Origin of the sequence: Streptomyces sp. NBC_01591 (assembly GCF_035918155.1) — a bacterium.
GTDB lineage: Bacteria > Actinomycetota > Actinomycetes > Streptomycetales > Streptomycetaceae > Streptomyces.
Window position 1 is genome coordinate 5084495 of record NZ_CP109327.1, and the last position, 24478, is coordinate 5108972.

21 protein-coding genes are annotated in these 24478 nt (G+C 70.5%); 12 read left to right on the top strand and 9 right to left on the bottom strand.

What is annotated here, in order from left to right; translation table 11 throughout:
- Window positions 1-14 precede the first annotated feature (14 nt).
- From nuoL to recQ, 4 genes are all read left to right on the top strand, one after another.
- Window positions 15-1910, top strand: coding sequence for an NADH-quinone oxidoreductase subunit L (gene nuoL / locus OG978_RS23780; protein ID WP_326767150.1), 1896 nt, complete (start codon window positions 15-17; stop codon window positions 1908-1910).
- A gap of 5 nt (window positions 1911-1915) precedes the next feature.
- Window positions 1916-3487 carry an NADH-quinone oxidoreductase subunit M gene (locus tag OG978_RS23785; protein WP_326767151.1) on the top strand — a complete coding sequence of 524 codons (1572 nt, stop codon included), beginning with the start codon at window positions 1916-1918 and terminating at the stop codon, window positions 3485-3487.
- Window positions 3484-5148, top strand: coding sequence for an NADH-quinone oxidoreductase subunit NuoN (gene nuoN, locus OG978_RS23790; protein WP_326767152.1), 1665 nt, complete (start codon window positions 3484-3486; stop codon window positions 5146-5148). The genes OG978_RS23785 and nuoN overlap by 4 nt, the downstream gene beginning before the upstream one ends.
- 138 nt (window positions 5149-5286) lie before the next feature.
- The gene (gene recQ, locus OG978_RS23795; protein ID WP_442817740.1) at window positions 5287-7266 is read left to right on the top strand and encodes a DNA helicase RecQ; all 1980 of its coding nucleotides are present in this window, start codon (window positions 5287-5289) and stop codon (window positions 7264-7266) included.
- Window positions 7267-7297: 31 nt separating this feature from the next.
- Here recQ and OG978_RS23800 read toward each other — a convergent pair whose 3' ends face one another.
- The 5 genes from OG978_RS23800 to OG978_RS23820 all read right to left on the bottom strand — a co-directional run bounded on the left by OG978_RS23800 (window position 7298) and on the right by OG978_RS23820 (window position 13570).
- Window positions 7298-7906, bottom strand: coding sequence for a Uma2 family endonuclease (locus tag OG978_RS23800; protein WP_326770142.1), 609 nt, complete (start codon window positions 7904-7906; stop codon window positions 7298-7300).
- Window positions 7907-8020: 114 nt separating this feature from the next.
- Window positions 8021-8704 (bottom strand): GOLPH3/VPS74 family protein, encoded by a 684-nt coding sequence (locus OG978_RS23805; protein WP_326767153.1) that lies wholly within the window; start codon window positions 8702-8704, stop codon window positions 8021-8023.
- A complete protein-coding gene (gene fahA / locus OG978_RS23810; RefSeq protein ID WP_326767154.1) occupies window positions 8701-9930 on the bottom strand; it encodes a fumarylacetoacetase in 1230 nt (409 codons plus the stop codon). Before fahA ends, OG978_RS23805 begins: the two co-directional genes overlap by 4 nt.
- A 136-nt stretch (window positions 9931-10066) precedes the next feature.
- Complete coding sequence (locus tag OG978_RS23815; RefSeq protein ID WP_326767155.1) at window positions 10067-12061, bottom strand: CocE/NonD family hydrolase; 1995 nt, start codon at window positions 12059-12061, stop codon at window positions 10067-10069.
- A gap of 9 nt (window positions 12062-12070) precedes the next feature.
- Window positions 12071-13570 carry a peptide MFS transporter gene (locus OG978_RS23820; RefSeq protein ID WP_326767156.1) on the bottom strand — a complete coding sequence of 500 codons (1500 nt, stop codon included), beginning with the start codon at window positions 13568-13570 and terminating at the stop codon, window positions 12071-12073.
- A gap of 156 nt (window positions 13571-13726) precedes the next feature.
- Between OG978_RS23820 and OG978_RS23825 the strand changes: the two genes are divergently transcribed.
- The 6 genes from OG978_RS23825 to OG978_RS23850 all read left to right on the top strand — a co-directional run bounded on the left by OG978_RS23825 (window position 13727) and on the right by OG978_RS23850 (window position 19520).
- On the top strand, window positions 13727-14737 hold the full coding sequence (locus tag OG978_RS23825; protein WP_326767157.1) for a polyprenyl synthetase family protein: 1011 nt from the start codon (window positions 13727-13729) through the stop codon (window positions 14735-14737).
- A 229-nt stretch (window positions 14738-14966) separates the two neighbouring features.
- Window positions 14967-16238 (top strand): LolA family protein, encoded by a 1272-nt coding sequence (locus tag OG978_RS23830; protein WP_326767158.1) that lies wholly within the window; start codon window positions 14967-14969, stop codon window positions 16236-16238.
- A gap of 121 nt (window positions 16239-16359) precedes the next feature.
- Window positions 16360-17343 (top strand): ABC transporter ATP-binding protein, encoded by a 984-nt coding sequence (locus OG978_RS23835; protein WP_326767159.1) that lies wholly within the window; start codon window positions 16360-16362, stop codon window positions 17341-17343.
- Window positions 17330-18217: an ABC transporter permease gene (locus tag OG978_RS23840; protein WP_326767160.1), complete on the top strand. Its 888-nt coding sequence runs from the start codon at window positions 17330-17332 to the stop codon at window positions 18215-18217. Before OG978_RS23835 ends, OG978_RS23840 begins: the two co-directional genes overlap by 14 nt.
- 200 nt (window positions 18218-18417) lie before the next feature.
- Window positions 18418-19011, top strand: a complete 594-nt coding sequence (locus OG978_RS23845; protein WP_326767161.1) for a TetR/AcrR family transcriptional regulator — start codon at window positions 18418-18420, stop codon at window positions 19009-19011.
- A 62-nt stretch (window positions 19012-19073) separates the two neighbouring features.
- The gene (locus OG978_RS23850) at window positions 19074-19520 is read left to right on the top strand and encodes a hypothetical protein (protein ID WP_326767162.1); all 447 of its coding nucleotides are present in this window, start codon (window positions 19074-19076) and stop codon (window positions 19518-19520) included.
- 40 nt (window positions 19521-19560) lie between these two features.
- Here the strand turns inward: OG978_RS23850 and OG978_RS23855 are convergent, their stop codons facing one another.
- Window positions 19561-20367: an HAD family hydrolase gene (locus OG978_RS23855; protein WP_326767163.1), complete on the bottom strand. Its 807-nt coding sequence runs from the start codon at window positions 20365-20367 to the stop codon at window positions 19561-19563.
- A 393-nt stretch (window positions 20368-20760) separates the two neighbouring features.
- Between OG978_RS23855 and OG978_RS23860 the strand changes: the two genes are divergently transcribed.
- A complete protein-coding gene (locus OG978_RS23860; RefSeq protein ID WP_326767164.1) occupies window positions 20761-21669 on the top strand; it encodes a nitroreductase/quinone reductase family protein in 909 nt (302 codons plus the stop codon).
- An 85-nt stretch (window positions 21670-21754) separates the two neighbouring features.
- The gene (locus OG978_RS23865) at window positions 21755-22045 is read left to right on the top strand and encodes a hypothetical protein (RefSeq protein WP_326767165.1); all 291 of its coding nucleotides are present in this window, start codon (window positions 21755-21757) and stop codon (window positions 22043-22045) included.
- Between the two features lie 76 nt (window positions 22046-22121).
- Here OG978_RS23865 and OG978_RS23870 read toward each other — a convergent pair whose 3' ends face one another.
- Genes OG978_RS23870 through OG978_RS23880 form a run of 3 tightly spaced genes read right to left on the bottom strand, consistent with a single transcriptional unit; the run spans window position 22122 to window position 24372 of the window.
- Window positions 22122-22979, bottom strand: coding sequence for an urease accessory protein UreD (locus OG978_RS23870; RefSeq protein WP_326767166.1), 858 nt, complete (start codon window positions 22977-22979; stop codon window positions 22122-22124).
- On the bottom strand, window positions 22976-23671 hold the full coding sequence (gene ureG, locus OG978_RS23875; protein WP_326767167.1) for an urease accessory protein UreG: 696 nt from the start codon (window positions 23669-23671) through the stop codon (window positions 22976-22978). Before ureG ends, OG978_RS23870 begins: the two co-directional genes overlap by 4 nt.
- A 26-nt stretch (window positions 23672-23697) precedes the next feature.
- A complete protein-coding gene (locus OG978_RS23880; RefSeq protein ID WP_326767168.1) occupies window positions 23698-24372 on the bottom strand; it encodes an urease accessory protein UreF in 675 nt (224 codons plus the stop codon).
- Window positions 24373-24478: the final 106 nt, after the last annotated feature.

The window sequence follows — 24478 nt, forward strand, 5'->3', positions numbered from 1 at the left end:
GGGGACGTTGAATCGTGGAGAACCTGATCGCGCTGCTCGTCGCGGCGCCTCTGCTCGGAGCGGCGGTCCTGCTCTGCGGCGGCCGAAGGCTGGACCGCGCCGGACACTGGCTCGGCACCCTGCTCGCCGCCGTGTCGTTCGTCATCGGTGTCGTGCTCTTCCTCGACATGCTGGGGAAGGGCGCGGAGGACCGGACGCTGCACCAGAAGCTGTTCAGCTGGATCCCGGTCGAGGGCTTCCAGGCCGATGTGGCCTTCCAGTTGGACCAGTTGTCGATGACGTTCGTGCTGCTGATCACCGGTGTGGGCACCCTGATCCACATCTACTCGATCGGCTACATGGAGCACGACGAGCGCCGGCGCCGCTTCTTCGGCTATCTGAACCTGTTCCTCGCGGCGATGCTGATCCTGGTCGTCGCCGACAACTACCTGCTGCTGTACGTCGGGTGGGAGGGCGTCGGTCTGGCGTCGTACCTGCTCATCGGCTTCTGGCAGCACAAGCCCAGCGCGGCCACGGCCGCCAAGAAGGCATTCCTGGTCAACCGGGTCGGCGACATGGGCCTGTCGATCGCGATCATGCTGATGTTCACCACCTTCGGCACCTTCGCCTTCGGCCCCGTCCTCGAATCGACGGGGGAGACGAGCGAGGGCAAGCTGACGGCGATCGGCCTGATGCTGCTGCTCGCGGCCTGCGGCAAGTCGGCCCAGGTGCCGCTGCAGTCCTGGCTCGGTGACGCGATGGAGGGCCCGACCCCGGTCTCGGCCCTCATCCACGCCGCGACCATGGTGACCGCGGGTGTGTACCTCATCGTCAGGTCCGGCGCGATCTTCAACGCTGCGCCGGACGCGCAGCTGGTCGTCGTGGTCGTCGGAGCGGTCACGCTGCTCTTCGGTGCGATCGTCGGTTGTGCGAAGGACGACATCAAGAAGGCCCTCGCCGGGTCGACGATGTCGCAGATCGGCTACATGATCCTGGCCGCCGGGCTCGGCCCGATCGGCTATGTCTTCGCGATCATGCACCTGGTGACGCACGGCTTCTTCAAGGCCGGGCTCTTCCTCGGCGCCGGTTCGGTCATGCACGGCATGAACGACGAGGTCGACATGCGGAAGTTCGGCGGCCTGCGGAAGTACATGCCGGTCACCTTCATCACCTTCGGCCTCGGCTATCTGGCGATCATCGGCTTCCCCGGTCTGTCCGGCTTCTTCTCCAAGGACAAGATCATCGAGGCGGCCTTCGCCAAGGGCGGCACCGAGGGCTGGATCCTCGGCTCGGTGGCCCTGCTGGGCGCCGCGATCACCGCGTTCTACATGACGCGGGTGATGCTGCTGACGTTCTTTGGCGAGAAGCGCTGGCAGCCCGACGCGGAAGGCCACGAGCCGCATCCGCACGAGTCCCCGAAGTCGATGACCATCCCCATGATCATCCTGGCGTTCGGTTCGGTCTTCGCCGGAGGCTTCTTCTCCATCGGTGACCGCTTCCTGAACTGGCTGGAGCCGGTCACCGGACACAGCCACGGACACGCCCCGGTCAGCGCCACGACGGTCACCGCCGCCACCATGGTGGTGCTCGTCATCGGCGTCGCCATCGCCTGGGCGATGTACGGACGCAAGCCGGTGCCGGTCGTCGCCCCGCGTGGCTCGCTGCTCACCCGGGCCGCCCGCCGCGATCTCCTCCAGGACGACTTCAACCACGTGGTCCTGGTCCGCGGCGGCGAGCACCTCACCCGCTCCCTGGTGTACGTCGACCACACCCTGGTCGACGGCGTCGTCAACGGCACGGCGGCCTCGATGGGCGGGCTCTCCGGCCGGCTGCGCAAGCTGCAGAACGGCTACGCCCGCTCCTACGCGGTCTCGATGTTCGGTGGTACGGCGGTTCTCATCGCCGCGACCCTGCTGATGAGGGCGGTCTGATCACCATGTCCTTTCCCCTCCTGACAGCGACGGCGGCGCTCCCGGCGATCGGTGCGGTCGCCACCGCCGCCGTCCCGGCCGCCCGGCGCACCGCCGCCAAATGGCTGGCGCTGATCTTCTCGCTCGCCACACTCGTACTGGCGGGCATCGCGCTCGCCCGCTTCGAGCCCGGCGGCGACCGCTACCAGCTCACCGAATCGCACGCCTGGATCAAGGACTTCGGCGTCCGGTACGAGCTGGGTGTGGACGGCATCGGGGTGGCGCTTATGGCGCTCACCGCCCTGCTGATCCCCTTCGTCATCCTGGCCGGCTGGCACGACGCCGACCCCCTGGAGACCAAGTCCTCGCGCTGGCGCCCGACCCAGGGCTTCTTCGCCCTGATCCTGATGGTCGAAGCGATGGTGATCCTCTCCTTCGAGGCCACCGACGTCTTCCTCTTCTACGTCCTCTTCGAAGCCATGCTCATCCCGATGTACTTCCTCATCGGCGGCTTCGGGGACCGGGCACACACCGGCAGCGACGAGAACGCGGCGGCGCAACGCTCGTACGCCGCGGTCAAGTTCCTGCTCTACAACCTGGCCGGCGGGCTCATCATGCTGGCCGCCGTGATCGGGCTCTACGTGGTCGCGGGGACGTTCTCGCTCTCCGAGATCGCCGAGGCCCGCGCGAGCGGCTCGCTCTCCATGGCGACCAGCACGGAGCGCTGGCTCTTCCTCGGGTTCTTCTTCGCCTTCGCGGTGAAGGCCCCGCTGTGGCCGTTGCACACCTGGCTGCCCAACGCGATGGGCGAGGCGACCTCCCCGGTCGCCGTCCTGATCACCGCGGTCGTCGACAAGGTCGGCACGTTCGCGATGCTCCGCTTCTGCCTCCAGCTCTTCCCGGAGGCCAGCAAGTGGGCGACGCCGGTGATCGTCGTCCTGGCGCTGATCAGCATCGTGTACGGGGCGCTGCTCGCCGTCGGCCAGCGCGACATCAAGCGCCTGATCGCCTACGCGTCGATCTCGCACTTCGGCTTCATCATCCTGGGCATCTTCGCGATGACCAGCCAGGGCCAGTCCGGCGCCACGCTCTACATGGTCAACCACGGCATCTCGACCGCCGCGCTGATGCTGGTGGCGGGCTTCCTGATCACCCGGCGCGGTTCGCGGCTCATCGCCGACTACGGCGGGGTGCAGAAGGTGGCGCCGGTCCTGGCCGGCACCTTCCTGATCGGTGGTCTGGCCACCCTGTCGCTGCCCGGGCTCGCACCGTTCGTCAGCGAGTTCCTGGTCCTGGTCGGCGCGTTCAGCGCCTATCCGGCGGCGGGCATCGTCGCCACGACCGGCATAGTGCTCGCCGCGCTCTACGTCCTCGTCCTCTACCAGCGGACGATGACGGGCCCGGTGAAGGCCGAGGTCCAGGGCATGGCGGACCTCAAGGTCCGGGAGCTGGTGGTGGTCCTTCCGCTGATCGCGCTGCTGCTCTTCCTGGGTGTCTATCCGAAGCCGCTGACGGAGATCGTCAACCCGGCGGTGCAGCACACCATGTCGGACGTCCAGAAGAAGGACCCCCAGCCTGAGGTGGAGGCCGCCAAGTGAGCGCAACAGCTGTCCACAGCTTGTGGACAATGGCGGGCGGGGTGACATCGGCCGCCCCGGTCGAGAAGTTCAAGGCACCGGTCATCGAGTACACCCAGTTGGCCCCGGTCCTCATTGTGATCGGTGTCGCCGTCGTGGGCGTACTCGTCGAGGCCTTCGTGCCGCGCCGGGCCCGTTATTACACGCAGGTCTTCCTCACGGTCGTCGCGCTGGCCGCCGCGTTCGCCGCGGTCGTCGGACTGGCGGCCGGCGGATACGGCACGACGAAGGCGCACATCGCCGCGATGGGCGCCATCGCGATCGACGGGCCGACGCTGTTCCTGCAGGGCACCATCCTGCTGACCTCACTGGTCGCCGTCTTCACCTTCGCCGAGCGGCGGCTCGACCCGGCCTCGCACGGCAACCAGGTCGACTCCTTCGCCGCCCAGGCCGCCTCGGTCCCCGGCAGCGACAGCGAGAAGGCCGCGGTCAAGGCCGGATTCACCACCACCGAGGTCTTCCCGCTGGTCCTCTTCTCGGTGGCCGGCATGCTGATCTTCCCCGCGGCCAACGACCTGCTGACGCTCTTCGTGGCCCTGGAGGTCTTCTCCCTCCCGCTCTACCTCCTGTGCGCCGTCGCCCGCCGCAAGCGGCTGATGTCGCAGGAGGCCGCGGTGAAGTACTTCCTGCTCGGCGCCTTCTCCTCGGCGTTCCTGCTCTTCGGGATCGCCCTGCTCTACGGTTACGCGGGCTCCGTCTCGTACGCGTCCATCGCCCACGTGGTCGACGGCTCCGTCACGAAGATCGACCCGGCACTCGCCGACACCATGGGCAACGACGCGCTGCTCCTGATCGGCGGCGCGATGGTCCTGACCGGGCTGCTCTTCAAGGTCGGCGCCGTCCCGTTCCACATGTGGACCCCGGACGTCTACCAGGGCGCCCCGACACCGGTCACCGGCTTCATGGCCGCGGCCACCAAGGTCGCCGCGTTCGGCGCGCTGCTGCGCCTGCTGTACGTGGTGCTGCCGGGCCTCGCCTGGGACTGGCGCCCGGTCATGTGGGCCGTCGCGATCGTCACGATGCTGGGCGGCGCGATCGTCGCCATCACCCAGACCGACATCAAGCGGCTGCTGGCCTACTCCTCGATCGCCCACGCCGGATTCATCCTCGCCGGTGTGATCGCCACGACCCCGGACGGCATCTCGTCGGTCCTCTTCTACCTGGGCGCGTACTCCTTCGTGACGGTCGGCGCGTTCGCCGTCGTCACCCTGGTGCGCGACGCGGGCGGCGAGGCGACGCACCTGTCGAAGTGGGCCGGGCTCGGCCGGCGCTCGCCGCTGGTCGCCGCGGTCTTCGCGGTGTTCCTGCTGGCCTTCGCCGGTATCCCGCTCACCTCCGGGTTCTCCGGAAAGTTCGCCGTGTTCAAGGCGGCGGCGGACGGCGGCGCGGGCGGACTGGTCGTGGTCGGTGTGATCTCCTCGGCGATCGCCGCGTTCTTCTACATCCGGGTCATCGTGCTGATGTTCTTCAGCGAGCCGAAGGCGGACGGCCCCACGGTCGCCGTCCCGTCCCCGCTGACGATGACGACGATCGCGGTCGGAGTCGCGGTCACGCTGGTGCTGGGCCTGGCCCCGCAGTACTTCCTGGACCTGGCGAGCCAGGCGGGAGTGTTCGTGAGGTAGCGCACACGCCACGCAGCTGGAACCCCGCCGGACGGGCTTGAGAAGTCAAGCCCGTCCGGCGTTGTCGTAGGCGGCGCCTATCGTGGCAGGGGACGGCGGCAACACGGAAAAAGCGGGACGGACCCGGGGGACAGAGCGATGGGCACGACGGGCGGGACCATGGATGTGACCGAGAGCGACGCGCGGCGGACGCTGCACAAGGTATTCGGGTACGAGGCGTTCCGCGGCGAGCAGGAAGCGATCGTCGACCATGTGGTGGCGGGCGGGGACGCCGTCGTGCTCATGCCCACCGGTGGCGGCAAGTCCCTCTGCTACCAGATCCCGGCCCTGGTCAGAGCGGGTACGGGCATCGTCGTCTCACCCCTGATCGCCCTGATGCAGGACCAGGTGGACGCGCTTCGGGCGCTCGGGGTCCGGGCCGGCTTCATCAACTCCACGCAGGACTTCGACGAGCGCCGCTCGATGGAGGCCCAGTTCGTCGCCGGTGAGCTCGACCTGCTCTACCTGGCCCCGGAGCGGCTCCGCCTGGACTCCACCCTCGCGCTGCTCTCACGCGGCGAGATCTCCGTCTTCGCGATCGACGAGGCGCACTGTGTGGCCCAGTGGGGCCACGACTTCCGCCCGGACTATCTGACCCTCTCCGTCCTCGGCGAGCGCTGGCCCGACGTACCGCGCATCGCCCTGACGGCGACCGCGACCGACGCCACGCACCAGGAGATCACCCAGCGTCTGGGCATGCCCGACGCCAAGCACTTCGTCGCCAGTTTCGACCGGCCCAACATCCAGTACCGGATCGTGCCGAAGGCCGACCCGAAGAAGCAGTTGCTCTCCTTCCTCAAGGACGAGCACGCCGGGGACGCGGGCATCGTCTACTGCCTGTCGCGCAACTCGACCGAGAAGACCGCCGAGTACCTCTGCCGCAACGGCATCGACGCCGTCCCGTACCACGCGGGGCTCGACGCGGGCACGCGCGCCGTCCACCAGTCCCGGTTCCTGCGCGAGGAGGGCCTGGTCGTCGTCGCGACCATCGCCTTCGGCATGGGCATCGACAAGCCGGACGTACGCTTCGTCGCCCACCTCGACCTGCCGAAATCCGTCGAGGGCTACTACCAGGAGACCGGCCGCGCCGGCCGTGACGGACAGCCGTCCACGGCCTGGATGGCGTACGGACTCCAGGACGTCGTCCAGCAGCGCAAGCTCATCCAGGGCAGCGAGGGCGACGAGGCGTTCCGCCGCCGCGCGGCCTCCCACCTCGACTCGATGCTGGCCCTGTGTGAGACGGTCCGGTGCCGCCGCGCCCAGCTGCTGACGTACTTCGGCCAGGAACCCACCACGGCGGACTGCGGCAACTGCGACACCTGCCTCACCCCGCCCGAGAGCTGGGACGGCACAGTGGCCGCGCAGAAACTGCTGTCGACCGTGGTGCGGCTGAAGCGGGAGCGCGGGCAGAAGTTCGGCGCGGGCCAGATCATCGACATCCTGCTGGGCCGCAAGACGGCCAAGGTCATCCAGTTCGACCACGACCAGCTCTCGGTCTACGGCATCGGCGAGGAGCTGGCCGAGGCCGAATGGCGCGGCGTCGTACGCCAGTTGCTCGCCCAGGAGCTGCTCGCGGTCGAGGGCGAGTACGGCACGCTGGTGCTCACGGAGGAGAGCGGCTCCGTGCTCGGCCGGCAGCGCGAGGTGCTGCTGCGCAAGGAGGCACCGAAGCCCGCGTCGCGCTCCACGAAGGCCGAACGCAAGTCGAAGTCGCAGGCGGCCGCCGCCGAGCTGACCCCCGAGGCCGTCCCGGTCTTCGAGGCGCTGCGGGCCTGGCGGGGCGCTCAGGCGAAGGAGCAGGGCGTCCCGGCGTACGTCATCTTCCACGACGCGACGCTGCGCGAGATCGCCACGGTGCGGCCGGACTCGGTGTCCGCGCTGGGCGGGATCAGCGGCCTGGGCGAGAAGAAGCTGGCGACGTACGGGGAAGGGGTGCTGGAGGTGCTGGCGTCGCTCGGGGAGGCGGGTGCGGGGGCGGAGGCCCCGGCCCGCGAAGCCGCACCGGCCCCGGCGGCCCCGTCAGCCCGCGAAGCCGACCCCGAGTTCGGCTGGGACGAGGAGCCGCCCGAGTACGAGTGAGCGCGGGGGCCGGGCGGCGCTGCGGACCGGCCTACTGCGGGTCCGCTGCCCGGCGGCGCGCGGTGATCGCGGTGAGGTCGAGATCGACGGGGAAGGGGACGGAGACCTTCATCCGGTCGTGGAAGATGCCGGTGGAGGTGTAGGCCCCGGTCGACGGCTCCAGCTCGAAGACGTAGACCACCGCCCGGCCGTCGTGGTTCTCCACCCGCCAGTAGTGAGAGATCTTCGCCCGTGCGTACTTCATGGGCTTGGTCTCCCGGTCCCGAGTCAGGGACTCCGGGGAAACGACCTCGATGGCCAGCTGTACGGACTCGGCGGGGAAGCGGGTCTGGCTCGGGTCCTGGATGACCTCGCCGTCCACGACGATCACATCGGGTTCGGGCCGGTTGTAGCGGTCGATGTCGATGGTGAACTCGCGCACGACCTCAAGGTCACGCGGCACCAGCGACTGCAGCTGCCATTCGAAGAAGCTGACCGCCCGTGAATGGAACAGGGTCTGCGGACTCACGAAAACAAGGCTCCCGTCGATCAGCTCCGTGTGCGGAGGCAGATTCGGGAGTGTGTCCAGGTCATCGGCGGTCCAGCCGCCCACGGGCGGAACCGCCCACCGCGGCTCGGGGGCCTCGGGTTCGACGCTCATCAGTGCTCCCATGACGCAGAGTCTCGCGGGTCTTTCCAGCGTATCCGCCGGGAACTGGAGAGGGTTCCCCTGAACGTGTGAACGCCTGTGCGAAGCTGACCCGACCCGCCCCGCTCAGTCGCCCCCGGAGCCCCCGCCGCCGCTGCGCCTTCTTCTGTTGTTCCGGTTCGCCCTGTCCTGGCGGACGTTCCGGTACACCGCGTGCGCGGTCCACTCCTCGTCCACCAGGTCGCGCATCGCCCAACGGTCTCGCAGGCCGCCCCGGGCCACCGCGCCCGACAGGCCGATCGCCGAGACCAGGGCGGCCAGGGTCCTGCTGCGCGGGTCCGGGAAGCCGGCGGCCTCGGCGGCCGCGAAGCGGTCGCGGACGGCGAGCGACAGGGCCGGGGCCACAGCCGGGTGGCGGTGGTACGGCAGCAGGCCGAGGAGGCGGTGGGTCTCCCTGCGCAGGACAGAGCGGCGTACCAGGTGTTCCAGGCAGAGCTCCTCGACGTGCGGGGCGGTCCGACGTATCCACACCGGCGTGTCGACGCCGCCCGCGAGCCCGCCCACGCCCGGGTCCGAAAGGCTTCCCAGGACCTGGGCGAGGAACGGATCCGGGGGAGCGAGCGGGCTGACCACCCGTGTCCGGCCGCCTTGTCCGGTGACCCGGCCCTGGAACTCCAGCTCCCGGAGGACCGCGCCCGCAGTCCCGTACGACAGGAAACGACCGGAGCAGTACGGCTTGCCGCGCAGCGGGTCCAGCGCGAGCAGCAGCAGTTCCTCGGGGAGCGTGAGTTCCAGGGCGGGCGGCGTCATGGCGCGGGCACGATCCGTCCCGCGACCTCGCCGAGCCCCACCCGGGTGCCGTCCGGCCCCGGGGCCCAGGCGGTCATCGTCACCGTGTCGCCGTCCTCCAGGAAGGTGCGCTTGCCGTCCGGGAGGTCCAGCGGGTCGCGGCCGTTCCAGGTCAGCTCCAGGAGGGAGCCGCGCTGGCCGGGCTCCGCGCCGCTGACCGTGCCGGAGCCGTACAGGTCGCCGGTGCGCAGCGACGCGCCGTTCACCGTCATCTGGGCCAGCATCTGGGCCGCCGTCCAGTACATCGTGGCGAACGGCGGCTCGGCGACCACCTGTCCATTGATCGCGACGGAGATCCGCAGGTCGAGGCCGCCGTCCTCGTCCTCGTCGGCGTCCTCCAGATAGGGGAGCAGCGGGAAGTCGCGGGCCGGGGGTGCGATGCGGGCCGACTCCAGGGCCTCCAGCGGTGTCACCCAGGCCGATACGGAGGTGGCGAACGACTTGCCGAGGAACGGGCCGAGCGGGACGTACTCCCAGGCCTGGATGTCGCGCGCCGACCAGTCGTTGAGCAGGCAGAGCCCGAAGACATGGTCGCGGAAGTCGCCGAGCGGCACCGGGCGGCCCTGCTCGGAGCCCACACCGACGACGAAGCCGACCTCGGCCTCGATGTCCAGCTTCACGGAAGGGCCGAAGACCGGGGCCGCGTCGGCCGGCGCCTTGCGCTGGCCGGACGGGCGCACCACGTCCGTGCCCGAGACGACGACGGTGCCGGACCGGCCGTGGTAGCCGATCGGGAGGTGCTTCCAGTTGGGCGTGAGCGCTTCGGCGTTCGGCCGGAAGATCTGCCCGACGTTGGTGGCGTGGTTCTCGCTCGCGTAGAAGTCGACGTAGTCCGCGACCGCGTACGGCAGATGGAGCGTCACGGAATCGACCGGGTGCAGCAGCGGTTCGATGTCCGCGCGGTGTGCCGGGACCGTCACCCACGCGGTCAGCGCCCGACGGACGTCCCGCCAGGCGGTGCGGCCCGCCGACAGCAGCGCGGTCAGGTCCGGCTGCGCGAGGAGCTGCGCGTAGGGAGAGCCGAGCGTGTGCGCCGCGGCTCCGGCGTCCAGTACGTGGTTGCCGATGCGGACGCCGACCCGGCGGTCCTCGGGGTGGTCGGGGGTGGAGAACACTCCGTAGGGAAGGTTGTGCGGACCGAAGGGGTCGCCCTCGGCCAGATCGAGCGGGCTGCTCTGCTCGGGCATGTGTTGCTGCCTCGCTTTCCAGGTCGCTTGGGGGACACGTTACGTCGGTGCCACCCGCTCGCGGGAGTGTCCCAACTGCTCCAGATGCCCGGAAAGTTCCGCCGCGCCCCGGGCCTGCGGGGCACGGCGGTGGGGTTCAGCCCGCCGTGCGCGGGATCCGCTTCTCCCAGGTGCGGTGGAAGACGACCTCGCCGCCGTCCTTGCAGACCACCTCGTTGGAGGTGATGAAGCCGGTGTCGTCCGCACTGATCTCGGAGCGTGTCTCGACCCGTACGTCCCACGCCATCTCCGGCCGGTGCAGCCGGATCGCCCAGTCGGAGCGGGTGCGTGCGGAGAGCGGGTCGTTCTCCTGGACGGTGTACGTCTCCAGGGCGTCCTCGGTGAATTCCAGGCCGTCCGGGTAGACGCGCGTGCCGCCGTAGCGCGGGTCGACCTCCAGTCGCCATTCGCCCTTGGCGACATCGCGGACCACCAACCGCTCCGGGCGCTGTTCGTCGAGTGTCACCGGGTAGACCACGCCGAGCGGCTCCGACTGCTCCGGCTCCTCGAACCGGATCGCGGGCTCCTCGACGGGCCGGCGCACCGGCAGTTCGACCAGGCTGCCGTCGGCGTCCAGGGTGAAGCCCACCGACCCGGCCTGCGGCCAGATCCACGGCCAGTACGAGGAGGAGACCGCGAGCCTGATCCGGTGGCCGGGCGGGAAGGTGTGCCCGATCCCGTTCAGCTCGAAGGTCACGTCCTCGGTGCCGCCCACCGGCCAGTCCTCCGCGCGGTCGCGGCCGTTGCGGACGGAGAGGTTGAGCGCGCCCCGGGTGACCAGGGTGGAGGAGCCGTCCGGTGCGATGTCGCAGAGCCGGGCGATCGCCTGGCCGCGCGGCACGTCCATCCGGATGCGCAGCTTCACCCGGGGGCGGCCGAGGATCTCGATCGGGGCGCCCTCGACCGGGAACTCGAAGCAGACCGACTTGGCGTCCTCGTCGCGCTGGTCGGGCGGCAGGTCGGCGTCGTTGCCGAACGGGAAGAAGCGCCCGGCGTCCAGCCCCGTCTGCTGCGGTGAGTCGACGATCTGCGGGCCACCCTGGAGGGCGTACGCGACCGGCGCGATGTTCGGGGACGGCCAGCTGTTCTCACCGACCCAGCGGCCCGGCAGCGTCTCGTACACCGTGGCGGGACGGTGCGACTCGCTGATCCAGGACCGCAGCAGCGGCTCGGACATGACGCCGGTGTCCTTGTCCTTCAGATGCTGGTCCCACCAGCGCAGCGTCTCCTGGAGGAAGCCGATCGACGGCCCCGGCGGCAGACCGCGGTCCGGGTACTGGTGCGACCACGGCCCGATCAGCCCACGGATCCGGTCCGGGTCGAGGTGCTCGACGAGCCGCAGGACGGTGTCGCGGTACGGGTCGTGCCAGCCGCCCACCGCGAGGACGTTCGCCCGGATGGCGGAGTAGTCCTCGCAGACGCTGCCGTGCTTCCAGTAGGCGTCGCGGGTCTGGTGCGCCAGCCAGGTGTGGATGAAGGGGTCCACCGCCTCCAGCCGCTTCAGCCACATGTCCTTCCAGCCGTCGCCGACATGTGCCGGGTCCGGCGGCCGGGAGACGAAGGCCAGCATGGTGGCCGCCCAGGCGTGCATGTCGACGGCGAGGACCGAACCGCCCATGTAGTGGACGTCGTTGTCGTAACGGTCGTCGGTCGAGCAGACGGTGACGATCGCCTTCAGCGGCTCGGGGGCCAGGGCCGCGATCTGGAGCGAGTTGAAGCCGCCCCACGAGATGCCGAACATGCCGACCCGGCCGGAGCACCACTCCTGCTCGGCCAGCCAGTGGATGACGGCGACGCCGTCGGCCAGCTCCGTCGCGTCGTACTCGTCACCCGGAAGGCCCTCGCTGTTGCCGTGTCCGCGCACATCCACCCGGACGGAGGCGTAGCCGTGGCCCGCGTACCAGGGGTGGCGCTGCCAGTCCCGCGGCGCCGTCCAGTCGCTCAGCCGGTAGGGCAGGTATTCGAGGAGCGCGGGCACCGGCTCGTCGGTGATGGGCCGCCAGATCCGGGCGTACAGCTGGGTGCCGTCCGGCAGCGGGATGTAGACGTCCTCATGGGTCGTGTCGTACGGGAACGTGGTGCGGATGTGCATGGCGGTACCTCAGTGGACGGGGTGCATGGTGCGCTTGAGCCAGGGTGCGGCGGCGATGACGGCCACACCGGCCACCACCGCGATCGCGCCATTGACACCGAAGTAGGCGGGGTTGGAGACCTCGCCGTACAGCTTCACGACTTGGGCCTGGATGCCGTTGGCGAGGGCCAGCGAGAGGAACCAGAGCGCCATCGTCTGGCTGGCGAACGCCTTGGGGGCGAGCTTGGTGGTCGCGGACATGCCGGAGGTCTCCAGCAGGATGTCGCCGAGGCCGAGCAGCAGGTACGAGCCGACGATCCACCAGGCGGCCATCCTGTAGGTGTCGCCGGAGTGCCCGGAGGTCGGCAGCACCATCAGCAGGAAGGACAGTCCGCCGAGGATCACCCCGATCGCGATCTTGTTGGAGGCGTGCGGCTGACGCGGCCCCATCCGGGCCCAGACGGCGGCGACCACCGGGGCGAGCGCGACCTCGAAGGCGCCGAGCGCGGAGGCGTACCAGCTCGCCGGGAAGTGGAAGCCGAAGATCTCGGTGCGGGCGTTGGTCGACGCGAGCAGCATCATCGTCGAGTACGCCTGGAAGAGGATGAAGTTGAAGACGACGGAGGCCAGGAACAGCACCACGTACGGGCGCAGCCTGCCGCGTTCCTCCGGGGTGACCCGCGGGCTGCGGAACATCACCACGAAGTAGACGACCGGTGCGATCACCGAGATCAGGGTGAGCAGGTCGACGAAGCGGTCCATGGTCAGCCAGCCCGCCAGGGAGAGCGCGGTGGCGACGGCGGCGACCACGACGACGCCGGCGACGATCAGCCGAATGGCGCGGCGCATGGGTGCCGGTGCCAGTGCGAATTCGGCGCCGTGCTTTCGCCCGGCCAGGTGACGCCGGCCCAGGACGTACTGGATCAGGCCGAGGGTCATGCCGAAGGCGGCGGCCGAGAAGCCCCAGTGCCAGCTCGCGTGGTCCCCGAGCCAGCCGGTGACCAGCGGGCCGAGGAACGCCCCGATGTTGATGCCCATGTAGTAGAGGGCGAAGCCGGCGTCGCGGCGCTCATCGTCGGTGCGGTAGAGCTTGCCGACCATGGTCGCCGCATTGGGCTTGAGCAGACCGGTTCCGGCGCTGATCAGACCGAGGCCGACCCACGTCATGGTGTCGGTGGGCACCGCCATGGCGTAATGCCCGCAGGCGATGAGGATTCCGCCGTACAGGACGGCGCGGTACGAGCCGAGGATCCGGTCGGCCAGCCAGCCGCCGGCGACGGAGACCAGGTAGACGAGGGTGCCGTAGGCGGCCGAGACGGAGGCCGCGGTGCCCGCCTCCATGCCCATGCCGCCGTGGGCGACGGTGTCGGCGAAGTAGAGGACCAGGATCGCCTGCATGCCCAGGAACGAGAACCGTTCCCAGACCTCCAGGCCGGACAGGGTCATCAGCCCTCGTGGCTGGCCGAAAAAGGCATGGTCGTCTTCGGGGGGCGGCTGACTCGGTTCGGTGTCGGTGGCCGTGTGGGACAAAGGGAGAACTCCTGATCGTATGAGCTGATCCCGAACATACCGGCGGTGGCGGGAAGGCGCCCATGGTGATCCAAAGGGGACCGGATACGCTGAGTTGAGTGATGACAGCGACACATCGACATTCCGTGTGATCGTCAGCAGACAGGAGATCCCCTCGTGACCGTCGTCGGGCCGTTCGGGCTGAGCGTGCGGGACCAGGCACTTGAGGCCGATGTCCAGGCCGGGTTGGCTGCTGTCGAGTCCGGGCTGCTCGATGCCACCAAGAGCGGCGTGCCCTTCATCACGGAGGCCGCGCAGCATCTCGTACGCGCCGGGGGCAAGCGTTTCCGGCCGCTGCTGGCGATGCTGGCCGCCCAGTTCGGTGACCCGGACGCGCCGGGCGTCGTGCCTGCGGCCGTCGTCGTCGAGCTGACGCATCTCGCGACGCTCTACCACGACGACGTGATGGACGAGGCGGACGTGCGCCGCGGCGTGGACAGCGCCAACAGCCGCTGGGGCAACTCGGTGGCCGTGCTGACCGGCGACTTCCTCTTCGCCCGCGCCTCGCACATACTGGCCGACCTCGGCCCGGAGGCCGTACGCATCCAGGCGGAGGCGTTCGAGCGGCTGGTCACCGGCCAGATCCTGGAGACCGCGGGGCCGGGCGACGGCCGCGACCCGGTCGAGCACTACCTGGAAGTGATGCGCGGCAAGACCGGCTCACTGATCGCGGTGGCCTGCCGGTTCGGCGCGATGATGGCCGGTGCGGACGAGTCCGCGGTCGACATCCTCACCCAGTACGGGGAGCGGCTCGGCGTCGCCTTCCAGCTCGCCGACGACGTACTCGACATCGCGTCCGACTCCCACGAGTCCGGCAAGACCCCGGGCACCGACCTGCGCGAGGGCATCCCGACGCTCCCCGTGCTCCACCTGCGGGCGCAGGCGGCGGCCGACGGGAAGCCGGACGACCTGGAGCTCGTCGAGCTGCTCGACGGCGACCTCAGCGACGACGCCCGGCACGCCGAGGCGCTGCGCAGGCTGCGCGCCCACCCTGCGCTGGAGCAGGCCAAGCGGGACACCGTCCGGTACGCGGAGGCGGCGCGCGCGACGCTGACGCCGCTGCCCGAGGGCTACGCGAAGTCGGCGCTGCGCGAGCTGTGCGACGCGGTGGTGCACCGCGCGGGCTGAGCGCCCGTCCGAGCCGCCGTCGTGGCGTCCCCTACTGGACGGGGGAGGAACCGCCGTGCGGTGTCATACCGAAGAGGTAGGCGGAGTTGCTCCCGCGGGCTGACGCTTCCGCGCCGCCGGTTTGGTCAGATGGAGAACAACCACTCCTGACCAAACCGGGTGAGAATGGCGGCGCGGAGTGGACGAGTGCAACCGGACGGAAGCCGCCGACCACGGAGGTAGGGCACAGATGGCACCGAACGACAGTGCAGAGACCAACGGCGGGACCAGGGGCACCGCCGCCGGCCGCCGCAAGGCGGCGCGCTACATCGTCCCGGTCGCGGTGGCGGGAGTGGCGGCCGCGACGATCGGGCTCGTCCCGGCGCTCGCGAGCTCCGGCGACCCCGATCTGCCGAAGATCAGCGCACAGGAACTCATCGAGAAGATCGCCGCTTCGGACGCCGAGCAGCTCTCCGGCACGGTGAAGATCACCACGGACCTCGGCATCCCGTCGCTCGGCGGACTGGCCGAATCCTTCGCCCCGGGCGGCGCGGGCGGTGCGGGCGGCAAGGGCGGTTCGAGCGCCGACCCGCAGGAGCGGATGACGGAGCTGGCGTCCGGCACGCACACCCTCCGGGTGGCCGCCGACGGCCCCGACAAGCAGCGGCTTTCGATCCTGGACAACACGTCCGAGTACAGCCTGATCCGCAAGGGCGATCAGGTCTGGGCCTACGACAGCAAGTCCGACGAGGCGTACCACGCCACCGAGGACCGGGCCGGCAAGGACGCCGGGAAGGACGCCGGGAAGAAGTCCGGGCACCCGGTTCCCGAGGGCGTGCCCACCACCCCGAAGGCACTCGCCGAGCAGGTGCTCGAGGCCGCCGGCCCCACCACGTCGGTGACGGTCGACGGCACCGCGCAGGTCGCCGGGCGCGACGCGTACAAGCTGGTCGTCAAGCCGAAGCAGAGCGGTTCCACGATCGGCTCGGTCACGGTCGCGGTCGACGCGGAGAACGGCGTGCCGCTGAAGTTCACGCTGCTCCCGAGCAGCGGCGGCAAGGCCATCGTCGACGCCGGATTCACCAAGGTCGACTTCTCGAAGCCGGACGCCTCCTCGTTCACCTTCACCCCGCCCAAGGGCACCGAGGTGACCGAGGCCGACGACGCGAAGGCGCAGCACGAGGCGGACAAGGGCCTCGGCGACCTGATCCCGGGCGCCGAGGGGCTGGGCGCCGGGGACCAGGGCGCCAAGAACACGAAGGTCATCGGCGAGGGCTGGAACGCGATCGCCGAGATCACGACCCCGGGCTCCACCGGGCTTCCCTCGAAGGCGTCGGGCGACGTCCCGGCCGAGGCCCAGCAGTTCCTGGACGCGCTGGGCGACAAGGTCACCGGCAAGTTCGGCTCGGGCACGGTCTTCAAGACCCGCCTGGTCAACGCCCTGATGACGGACGACGGCAAGGTGTACGTCGGCGCGGTCACCAAGGACGCGCTGGTCCAGGCGGCGAACAACGCCTCCTGACACCGGGACACGCCCGCGCGTCCCGAACCGCTCACCCGCCCCGCCGTACGCTCCGTACGGCGGGGCGGTCCGCCATCGCCTGTCCGGCGGACGGGCCCTGCCCGACCCATGGGGAGTACGCATGACAGAGTCCGGGACCGTCATCGAACCGACGGCGGTCACCGAGCCGGGAGCCGTGATCGAGACCCGGGGCCTGACCAAGCGGTACCGCGGCGGCCAGCTCGCCGTCGACGGCCTCGACCTCAGCGTCCCCGGCGGCAGCATCTTCGGATTCCTCGGCCCCAACGGCTCGGGCAAGACCACCACCATCCGGATGCTGATGGGCCTGATCGACCCGACCTCCGGCACCGCGCGGCTCCTGGGCCACCCCATGCCGGGCGCCGCCCGCACCGTGCTCCCGCAGGTCGGCGCGCTGATCGAAGGGCCCGCGCTGTACGGCTTCCTGAGCGGCCGGGACAATCTGCTGCGGTACGACTCCGCCGACCCGACCGCCGATCCGCGTACCCGCCGCTCCCGGGTGGACCAGGCCCTGGACCGGGCCGGACTGGCCGCGGCGGCCGGAAAGAAGGCCAAGGCGTACTCGCTCGGCATGAAGCAGCGCCTCGGTCTCGCCGCCGCCCTGCTCCAGCCGCGCCGCCTGCTCGTCCTCGACGAGCCGACCAACGGCCTGGACCCGCAGGGCATGCGGGAGATCCGCACCCTGGTCAGGGAACTGGCGGCGGACGGCACCACCGTCTTCCTCTCCTCGCACCTCCTCGACGAGATCGAGCAGGTCTGCACGCATGCCGCGGTGATGGCCAGGGGCCGGCTGATCACCCAGGGCCCGGTCGCGGAACTGGCGGCGGGTGCCCGCGGCCGGCTGTCCGTCACCACCCCCGACCCGGGGGAGGCCGCCCGGGTCCTCAAGGAGCTGGGCGTCACCGGGATCGCGGTCGACGGCGACCGGGTGAGCGCCGAGGCCCCGCCCGGCGATGTCGAACTCGCCGACCTCAGCGCGGCGCTGGTGCACGCCGGCGTACGCCTGAGGTCCTTCGGCGTCGAACGGGCCTCGCTGGAGGACGCCTTTGTCGCACTCACCGGAGAGGGTTTCGATGTCGCAGGCTGAAGCCGCAGTAGCCGGGGCGGGAAGGGCGCCGAGCCCGCTGTGGACCTTCGGGATCCTCCGCTCCGAACTGACCACCACACTCCGCCGCGGGCGCACCCTCGCACTGCTCGGGGTGCTGGCCGCCGTGCCCGTGCTGATCGGCATCGCGGTGCGGATCGAGACGAACGACGGCTCCTCGCCCGGACCGGGCGGCGGCGGGGGAGGCCCGGCGTTCCTCTCCCAGATCACCAACAACGGACTCTTCCTGGTCTTCGCCGCCCTCGCCGTGACGCTCCCGGTCTTCCTGCCGATGGCCGTCGGGGTCATCGCGGGCGACTCCGTCGCGGGCGAGGCGAACGCGGGAACGCTGCGCTATCTGCTGGTCGCCCCGGCGGGACGGACCAGGCTGCTGCTGACGAAGTACGCCTCGGTGCTGGTGTTCTGCCTGGTCGCGACCCTGGTCGTGGCCCTCTCCGCGCTCGTCGTGGGTTCGCTGCTCTTCCCCGTCGGCGAGGTCACGACCATCTCCGGAACACGGATCGGCTTCGGCGAGGGGCTGTTGCGGGCCGGGCTGATCGCGGTGGTGGTCGCGGCGTCGCTGATCGGGTTCGCGGCGATCGGCCTGTTCATCTCGACCCTCACCGGCAGCGGCATCGCGGCCATGGCCGCCACCGTCGGACTGCTGATCACCGTACAGATCGTGGACGGCATCCCTCAGTTGAGCGGGATGCACCCGTATCTCTTCCCGCACTACTGGATGTCGTACGCGGACCTGTTGCGCGCCCCCGTCTACTGGGACGAAGTGGTCAAGAACCTGGGGCTTCAGGGCTTGTACGCGGCGGTGTTCGGCTCGGCGGCCTGGGCCCGTTTCACGGCGAAGGACATCACCGCCTGACGCACGGGGTGCAACGCCCCACTCGCGCCGTCGGCCGGGCGAGCCGTCCCCCGATCGGCTCGTCGCGGCACGAACGGCACGAACGGTGCGAATTTACAGAACGACACGACACGGCACGTTCCGTTTCCGCCTGGTTATTGTTCGATCTCTGGCGACAGGCTGTCAACAAGAGCCGGTTCGAGCACGCTTATGCTCACCGAATGATCACATCGCCGAGTTCACTGCGCCGCAGCGAGAGATCACGGAGGGCGACCCTGGAGGCCGCTCTCGAACTGTGCACGGAGAAGGGGTACGGCCGCGTCACCGTCGAGGCCATCGCGGCCAGAGCGGGCGTCAGCAAGAAGACGATCTACCGCTGGTGGCCGTCAAAGAGCGCGGTGATCCTGGAGGCCTTCACCGACGCGCTGGTCGGCACGACGCCGTTCGCCGACACCGGCGACATCGTCGCCGATCTGCGGACCAATCTGGCGGGCGCGGTGAAGCTCATCAACACGCCGCCCTTCGGCCCCGCGTTCGCCGGGATCCTCTCCGAGATGCACCACGACGTCGCACTCGCGCAGACCGTCCGGGCGAAGCTGGTCGACCCCCGCTTCGAGCAGGCGGTCGCCCGCCTGCGCCGGGCCCAGGAACAGGGCCAGATCCTGCCGGACGCCGATCTTCCGCTGGCCGTGGAGATGCTGTACGGCCCGATGTACTACCGCCATGTCCTGCGCAAGCCGATACAGGACGAGGAAGAGATCGCGGCACTGGTCGCGCATGTGCTGCGGGCGATAGGAGTGCCGCCGGAGCCGTGAGGACCGGGCGGGACGTGCCAGGGCCGGGCCGACTGTCAGACGGCCGTGCGAGCATGCGACGCATGGGAAACCTGTACGACTACTTCAGCGCACCGGACGACCCGACGGCCCTGGCGACGTTCGGCCAGGGTGTCGAGGCAGCCGGTCTCCCCATGCTCCCGGTCAAGGGGATCGACCCGTACGTGCAGTTGGGCCGGGCCGAGAGCATGCTCACCGGCACGCCGTACGACGACGTCACGTCGTTGCCGCGCTTCAACCGGCTGCTCAGCTCCCCCGAGGACGAGTCCCGCTGGCTGGTCACGCTCACGGACGAGTTGCGCGACGCCCTGGCGGCGGCGAGACCCGGCGGGTTCACGGCGGTGGCCGAGGCATGGTCGCGCATCGAGGAGTTCGGCGGCGAGTGCCGGCCCGACGAGCTGGCCGACTTCCTGAACATGCTGGCGGACCTGGCCGAGGAGGCGCGGGCCCGCCCCGAGCCGCACCGGCTGTACTGCCTGATGTCGCTCTGACACCCCGCCGCCCGGTACGGAGGAATCGGCCGGCACCGGCTCAGCCGAACACCCGCTCCAGCACCTCCGCGACCCCGTCGCCCTCGTTCGACGACGTCACCTCGTCCGCCGCGGCCCGCAGCTCCGGATGGGCGTTGGCCATGGCCACGCCGTACCCGGCCGTGCGGAACATCGGCAGGTCGTTGGGCATGTCCCCGAAGGCGATCGCGGACTCCGCGACCACGCCGAGGTAATCGGCGGCCAGCGCGAGCCCGGTCCCCTTGTCGACGCCGTACGGCTGAAGCTCGACGGTGCCGGGGCCGGAGTGCGTGACGGTGGCGAGATCGCCGACGGCATCACGGGCCGCCTCGGCCAGCGCGTCGTCCGTGAGCTCCGGGTGCCGGATGAGCACCTTCACCACGGGGGCGGACCACAACTCGTGGCGGTGCCTGGTCCGTTGGGCGGGCAGCGTCGGATGGGGCATCGCATACCCCGGCTCGATCAGGGTCCGCCCCTCGGCCCCGTCCTGGTCCACGGCCGCGAAGACCGGCCCCACCTGGGCCTCGATCTTGCCGAGCGCGGTGTCGGCCGCCTCCCGGTCCAGGGTGAGCGCGCGCACCAGCCGCCCGGTCCCGGCGTCGTACAACTGGGTCCCCTGCCCGCACACCGCCGGGCCCCGGTAGCCCAGTTCGGCGAGCAGTCCGCGTATCCCGGGCACGGGGCGCCCGGTGACCACGAGGTGCCGAGCACCGGCGCGGGCGGCCAGGGCGAGCGCGGCGCGGGTGCGGGGGCTCACGGTGTCGTCGCGGCGCAGCAGGGTGCCGTCCAGGTCGGTGGCGACGAGGGCGTATGCGGGTGGGGTCGGCATGGCACAAGACTAGGAGTTGTCCGGGCGATCATGTGCGAAGCCGGATGAAGAGCGTTCGGCACATGGAAGGGTGCGCGTTGACAGGCCCCCGCCGAGGTGCGTGTAATGAACGCGGTGTCGCGTGACGCCGGCCAAAGAGCAGTGGGCCGGCCGGCGGTCGGGCGAACACCCTTCACCGAGGGGCCCGTCATGAGTTCATACTCCGCGCCCTGTATCTGACGCACCGGTATCCGACATAGCGGCGACCGCTCGTCGCAGTCTGCCGTCCCGCGTGTCCCGGCACCGTGCACCGTCATGGGCCGCGCATCGCGATCACTCGTTCCTCAGGTCACCGCGGCCCCAAGCTGCGCCCGCACCTGTGCCTGCGCCTGCACCCATGGAGACACAGAACGTATGCCCACACCTTTCAATCAATCCGTCATCGAGGAGTTCCGCGCCAACGGCGGGAAGGTCGGTGGTCCCTTCGAAGGCGGGGACCTGCTCCTGCTGACCACCACCGGCGCGAGGTCGGGGAAGGAGACCACCACGCCCCTCGGCTACGTCCGCCACGGCGACGCGCTGCTGGTCATCGGCTCCAACCTCGGCGCCCCGCACCACCCCGACTGGTACCACAACCTGCTCGCCCACCCCGTGGTCCGGGTGGAGCTCGGCACCCGTACGTTCCAGGCCCTCGCGGTCCCCGCAGAGGGGGCGCGGCGCGAGGAACTGTTCGGGCACGCGGTGCGGGCGGCGCCCGGATACGCCGAGTACCAGGCCCGGACCACCCGGCCCCTCCCGGTCGTGGTGCTGGAACGCGCCGAGCCCGACGGCTGGGAGCCGTCCCGCGACGTCAACACCCTCGCCGACAAGGTGATGGAGGTCCACACCTGGCTGCGGGGCCAGTTGCGCCAGGTCGGGGCGGAGGTGGACGCCCACTTCGCCGCACGGGCCGCCCACCGCGGCCCCGGCGCACCACCGCCCCCGGGCCTCGGGCTGCAGATCAGGCAGCGCTGCCTGGCGTTCTGCCAGTCGCTGGAGTTCCACCACACCAGCGAGGACGAGCACCTGTTCCCCGGAATCGCCCGCTACCACCCGCACCTGACCGACACTTTCGACCGGCTCGCCGCCGAACACCGCACGGTCGCCCGCATCCAGGGCGAGCTGGTGGCCCTGCTGGCGGACATCGGCACCGCCGACGCCGAGCGCTTCCGCGCCGAGCTGGACCGGATGTCCACGGAGCTGAACGCACACCTCGACTACGAGGAGGAGCAGATCGTGCCCTTGCTGGCCGGGGTCCCGTGGCCTCCGGCTCCTCCGGCGTGAGTCACGCTACGCAATTGATGGCTACGCATGGTAATCATGGCGAGAGGGTGCATCGGGCGCCCTCGCAACAGCCAGGAGAACCCTCATGCGTCGCGTCCTCACCGCGTTCGGCACCCTCGCCGCCGCGGCAATGCTCTCCGTATCGGTCACCCAGTCGGCCAGTGCAGCCCAGGGGGACCTGGTCGTCAACGGGACGGTTTACAGCGACCCCTCCGGGTGTTATCCCTCCGACCGTTGGCCGCTCAGCGTCGAGAACTACACCAACGAACCGGCGCTGATCTTCGGGTCGGCGGACTGCTCCGGCCCGATCCTCGGGTTCGTCACGCCGGGGTCCTCGCAGGTGTCGGAGTTCGGCGGAAGCGTCTTCATCCGCTGACCCCGCTGGGCGATCTTCCCCTCTTGAGCCCCGGCGGTCCTCGTGACCGCCGGGGCTTTCGCCACCGGAACGGACCTCAGCGGCCGGCCGTGGCGAGGGCGTGTCTGAGCGCCTCGTCGAGCAACTCCCGCAGAGCCGAGGAGGCCGGGGCGACAGCGGTGGCAAGCAGTGCCGGGCCGCCGGCCAGAGGCGCGAGGACCGCACAGCCGTCCTTGATCCCTTCGCGGAGCAGGACGGGGGCTCGGCTGACGTCCAGATCCGGTTTCACGACGAGGAGTTGGCCGACGGCGCGGTGTCCGTCCAGGACCGAGGGGCCGTCCCACCCGGGCGCCGGGTCCCCGTAGGCGGTGTGCTGGTCGAGCAGCAGGCGGCCGGCGTGGTGGACCCGGATGCGGCTGACGAGGTGGCCCGGCTCCTCGTCGGCTCTGCCCAGGATCTGCTCCTCGCGCAGCAGCAGTCGCGAGGTCGCGGCAAGGTTGACGGTGCAGGTCTGGTGCAGATTGCTGCCGGCGGCGCTGATCAGCGGCTGTGGCAGCCAGCGCAGGCAGGCGTGCTCCCCAGCGGTCAGCCGTACGTCGTAGGTGGCCGGCGCGGTGGTGGGACCGCGGAGGGCGAGTGTGGCGGCGGCCGTGGTGACCTCCAGTTCGGCTCGGTCTTCGGCGGTGATGTCGAGGGCGAGTCGGTCGCCGCCGAGCGGGGCGCTCATCGCACCGATGATCCCCACTGTGGCGGCCCGTCCGCCGGTGCGCATGCGTCGTAGATGGAACGGGCCGTCACTGCGCAACTGCGGGAGTGTGGTGACGCGTCCGTTGTACGTGGCACGGATGCGGGCGGTGGCATGCACACCGTCCGGGTGTCCGCAGGATGCCCGGGCGGCGGGGACGGCGGGATCGAGCGTGGTATCGGGCTCGGCGAGTCGGGAGCCGGAGCTCATGCCGCCGCCTTCGCGCGCCACCGGGTGAGGTGTCCGGTGATCCAGTCGGCGATCTCGCGGATGCCGTCGTCGGAGGTGAGGCTGGTGAAGACGACGGGAAGGGCGCCGCGTTGCCGTTCGGCGTCGGCGGCCATGGTGGCGAGGTCGGCACCGACGTGCGGAGCGAGGTCGGTCTTGTTGACGACGAGGAGATCGGCGGTGGTGATGCCGGGTCCTCCCTTGCGGGGGATGTCGTCGCCACTGGAGACGTCGATGACGAAGATCTGCACGTCGACAAGGCCCTTGGAGAAGGTGGCGGTGAGGTTGTCGCCACCGGACTCGACGAGCACGAGATCGAGGGGGTCGAGGGTCTCGTCGAAGTGCTCGACGGCCTCCAGGTTGGCGGAGATGTCGTCCCGGATCGCGGTGTGCGGGCAGGCTCCGGTCTCCACCGCGGTGATCCGCTCGGGCGGCAGCACGGCCTCGCGCAGCAGGAACTCGGCGTCCTCGCGGGTGTAGATGTCGTTGGTGACGACGGCGAGGGAGAGCCTGTCGCGCAGCGTGCGGCAGAGCGCGGCGACGCTGGCGGTCTTGCCGGAACCGACGGGACCGCCCAGGCCGACGCGGAAGGCGCGGAGGCTGCCGTCCGCGCGCAGCGGCTCGGCGCTGTAGGTGTGGCGGTGGGGCATGGTCACGGGGTGATCGAGGTGCATGGAGGCTCCAGGGGGCAGGGGTGGGTTCAAGAGGCGAAGAGCCGCACGGTCCAGGCGGCGTGCTGTTCCGCGGTGATGTCCAGCAGCGGAGAGGACGCCGACGGCAGGGCGTCAAGACCTTCGGTCTTTACGCGGGCCGCCGCGCCGGCGGCGTTCGCAGCGACGGCGTCGACCTCCGTGCTCAGGCGTGCCAGCAGCCACGAGGCGGCGAGGGGATCGAGGCTGAGCAGGCGCACCGCCGCGGTGGCCGGGCCGCCGACGGCCTCGTACGCTGCGGCACAGGCGGCGTCCTCCGGGGTGAGCCCGGCGGCTCGGGCGGCGATGCCCTGGACAATGGGCTGATGGGCACCCTGGGGTCGCTCGGCGGCCAGGCGGTCGAGTTCGGCGGACGGGAAGGTGGCGCGTGCCGCGCGCATCATCTGCCGGCCGAGCTTGCGGGCCACGGCGCGCAGCGCGGGGACGGGGGTGCGTGCGTCGGCGGCGTCGTCCAGCATGAGGGGGTCGCAACCGGCGGCGGCCGCGGCAGCCAGGCCGGCCGTGGTCAGACCGGTGGTGTGCAGGCGCCCGCGGCAGAAGGCTTCGAGGCTGTTGATGTCGTGTACGGCTTTGTGGGCGACCGCGGCTTCGACGCCGCCGGAGTGGGCGTGCCCGCCGGCGGGGAAGCGACCGTCGGCCAGCAGGAGCAGTGCGGCACGGCTCATGGGCGATCCGGCTGCCTTTCGAGGGGTCGGATGGCGTAGTGGTCCAGGAGGGCACGGGTGCCTGCCCGGACCACTGCTGCGGTGACGGCGTCGCCGTCCGGGCAGA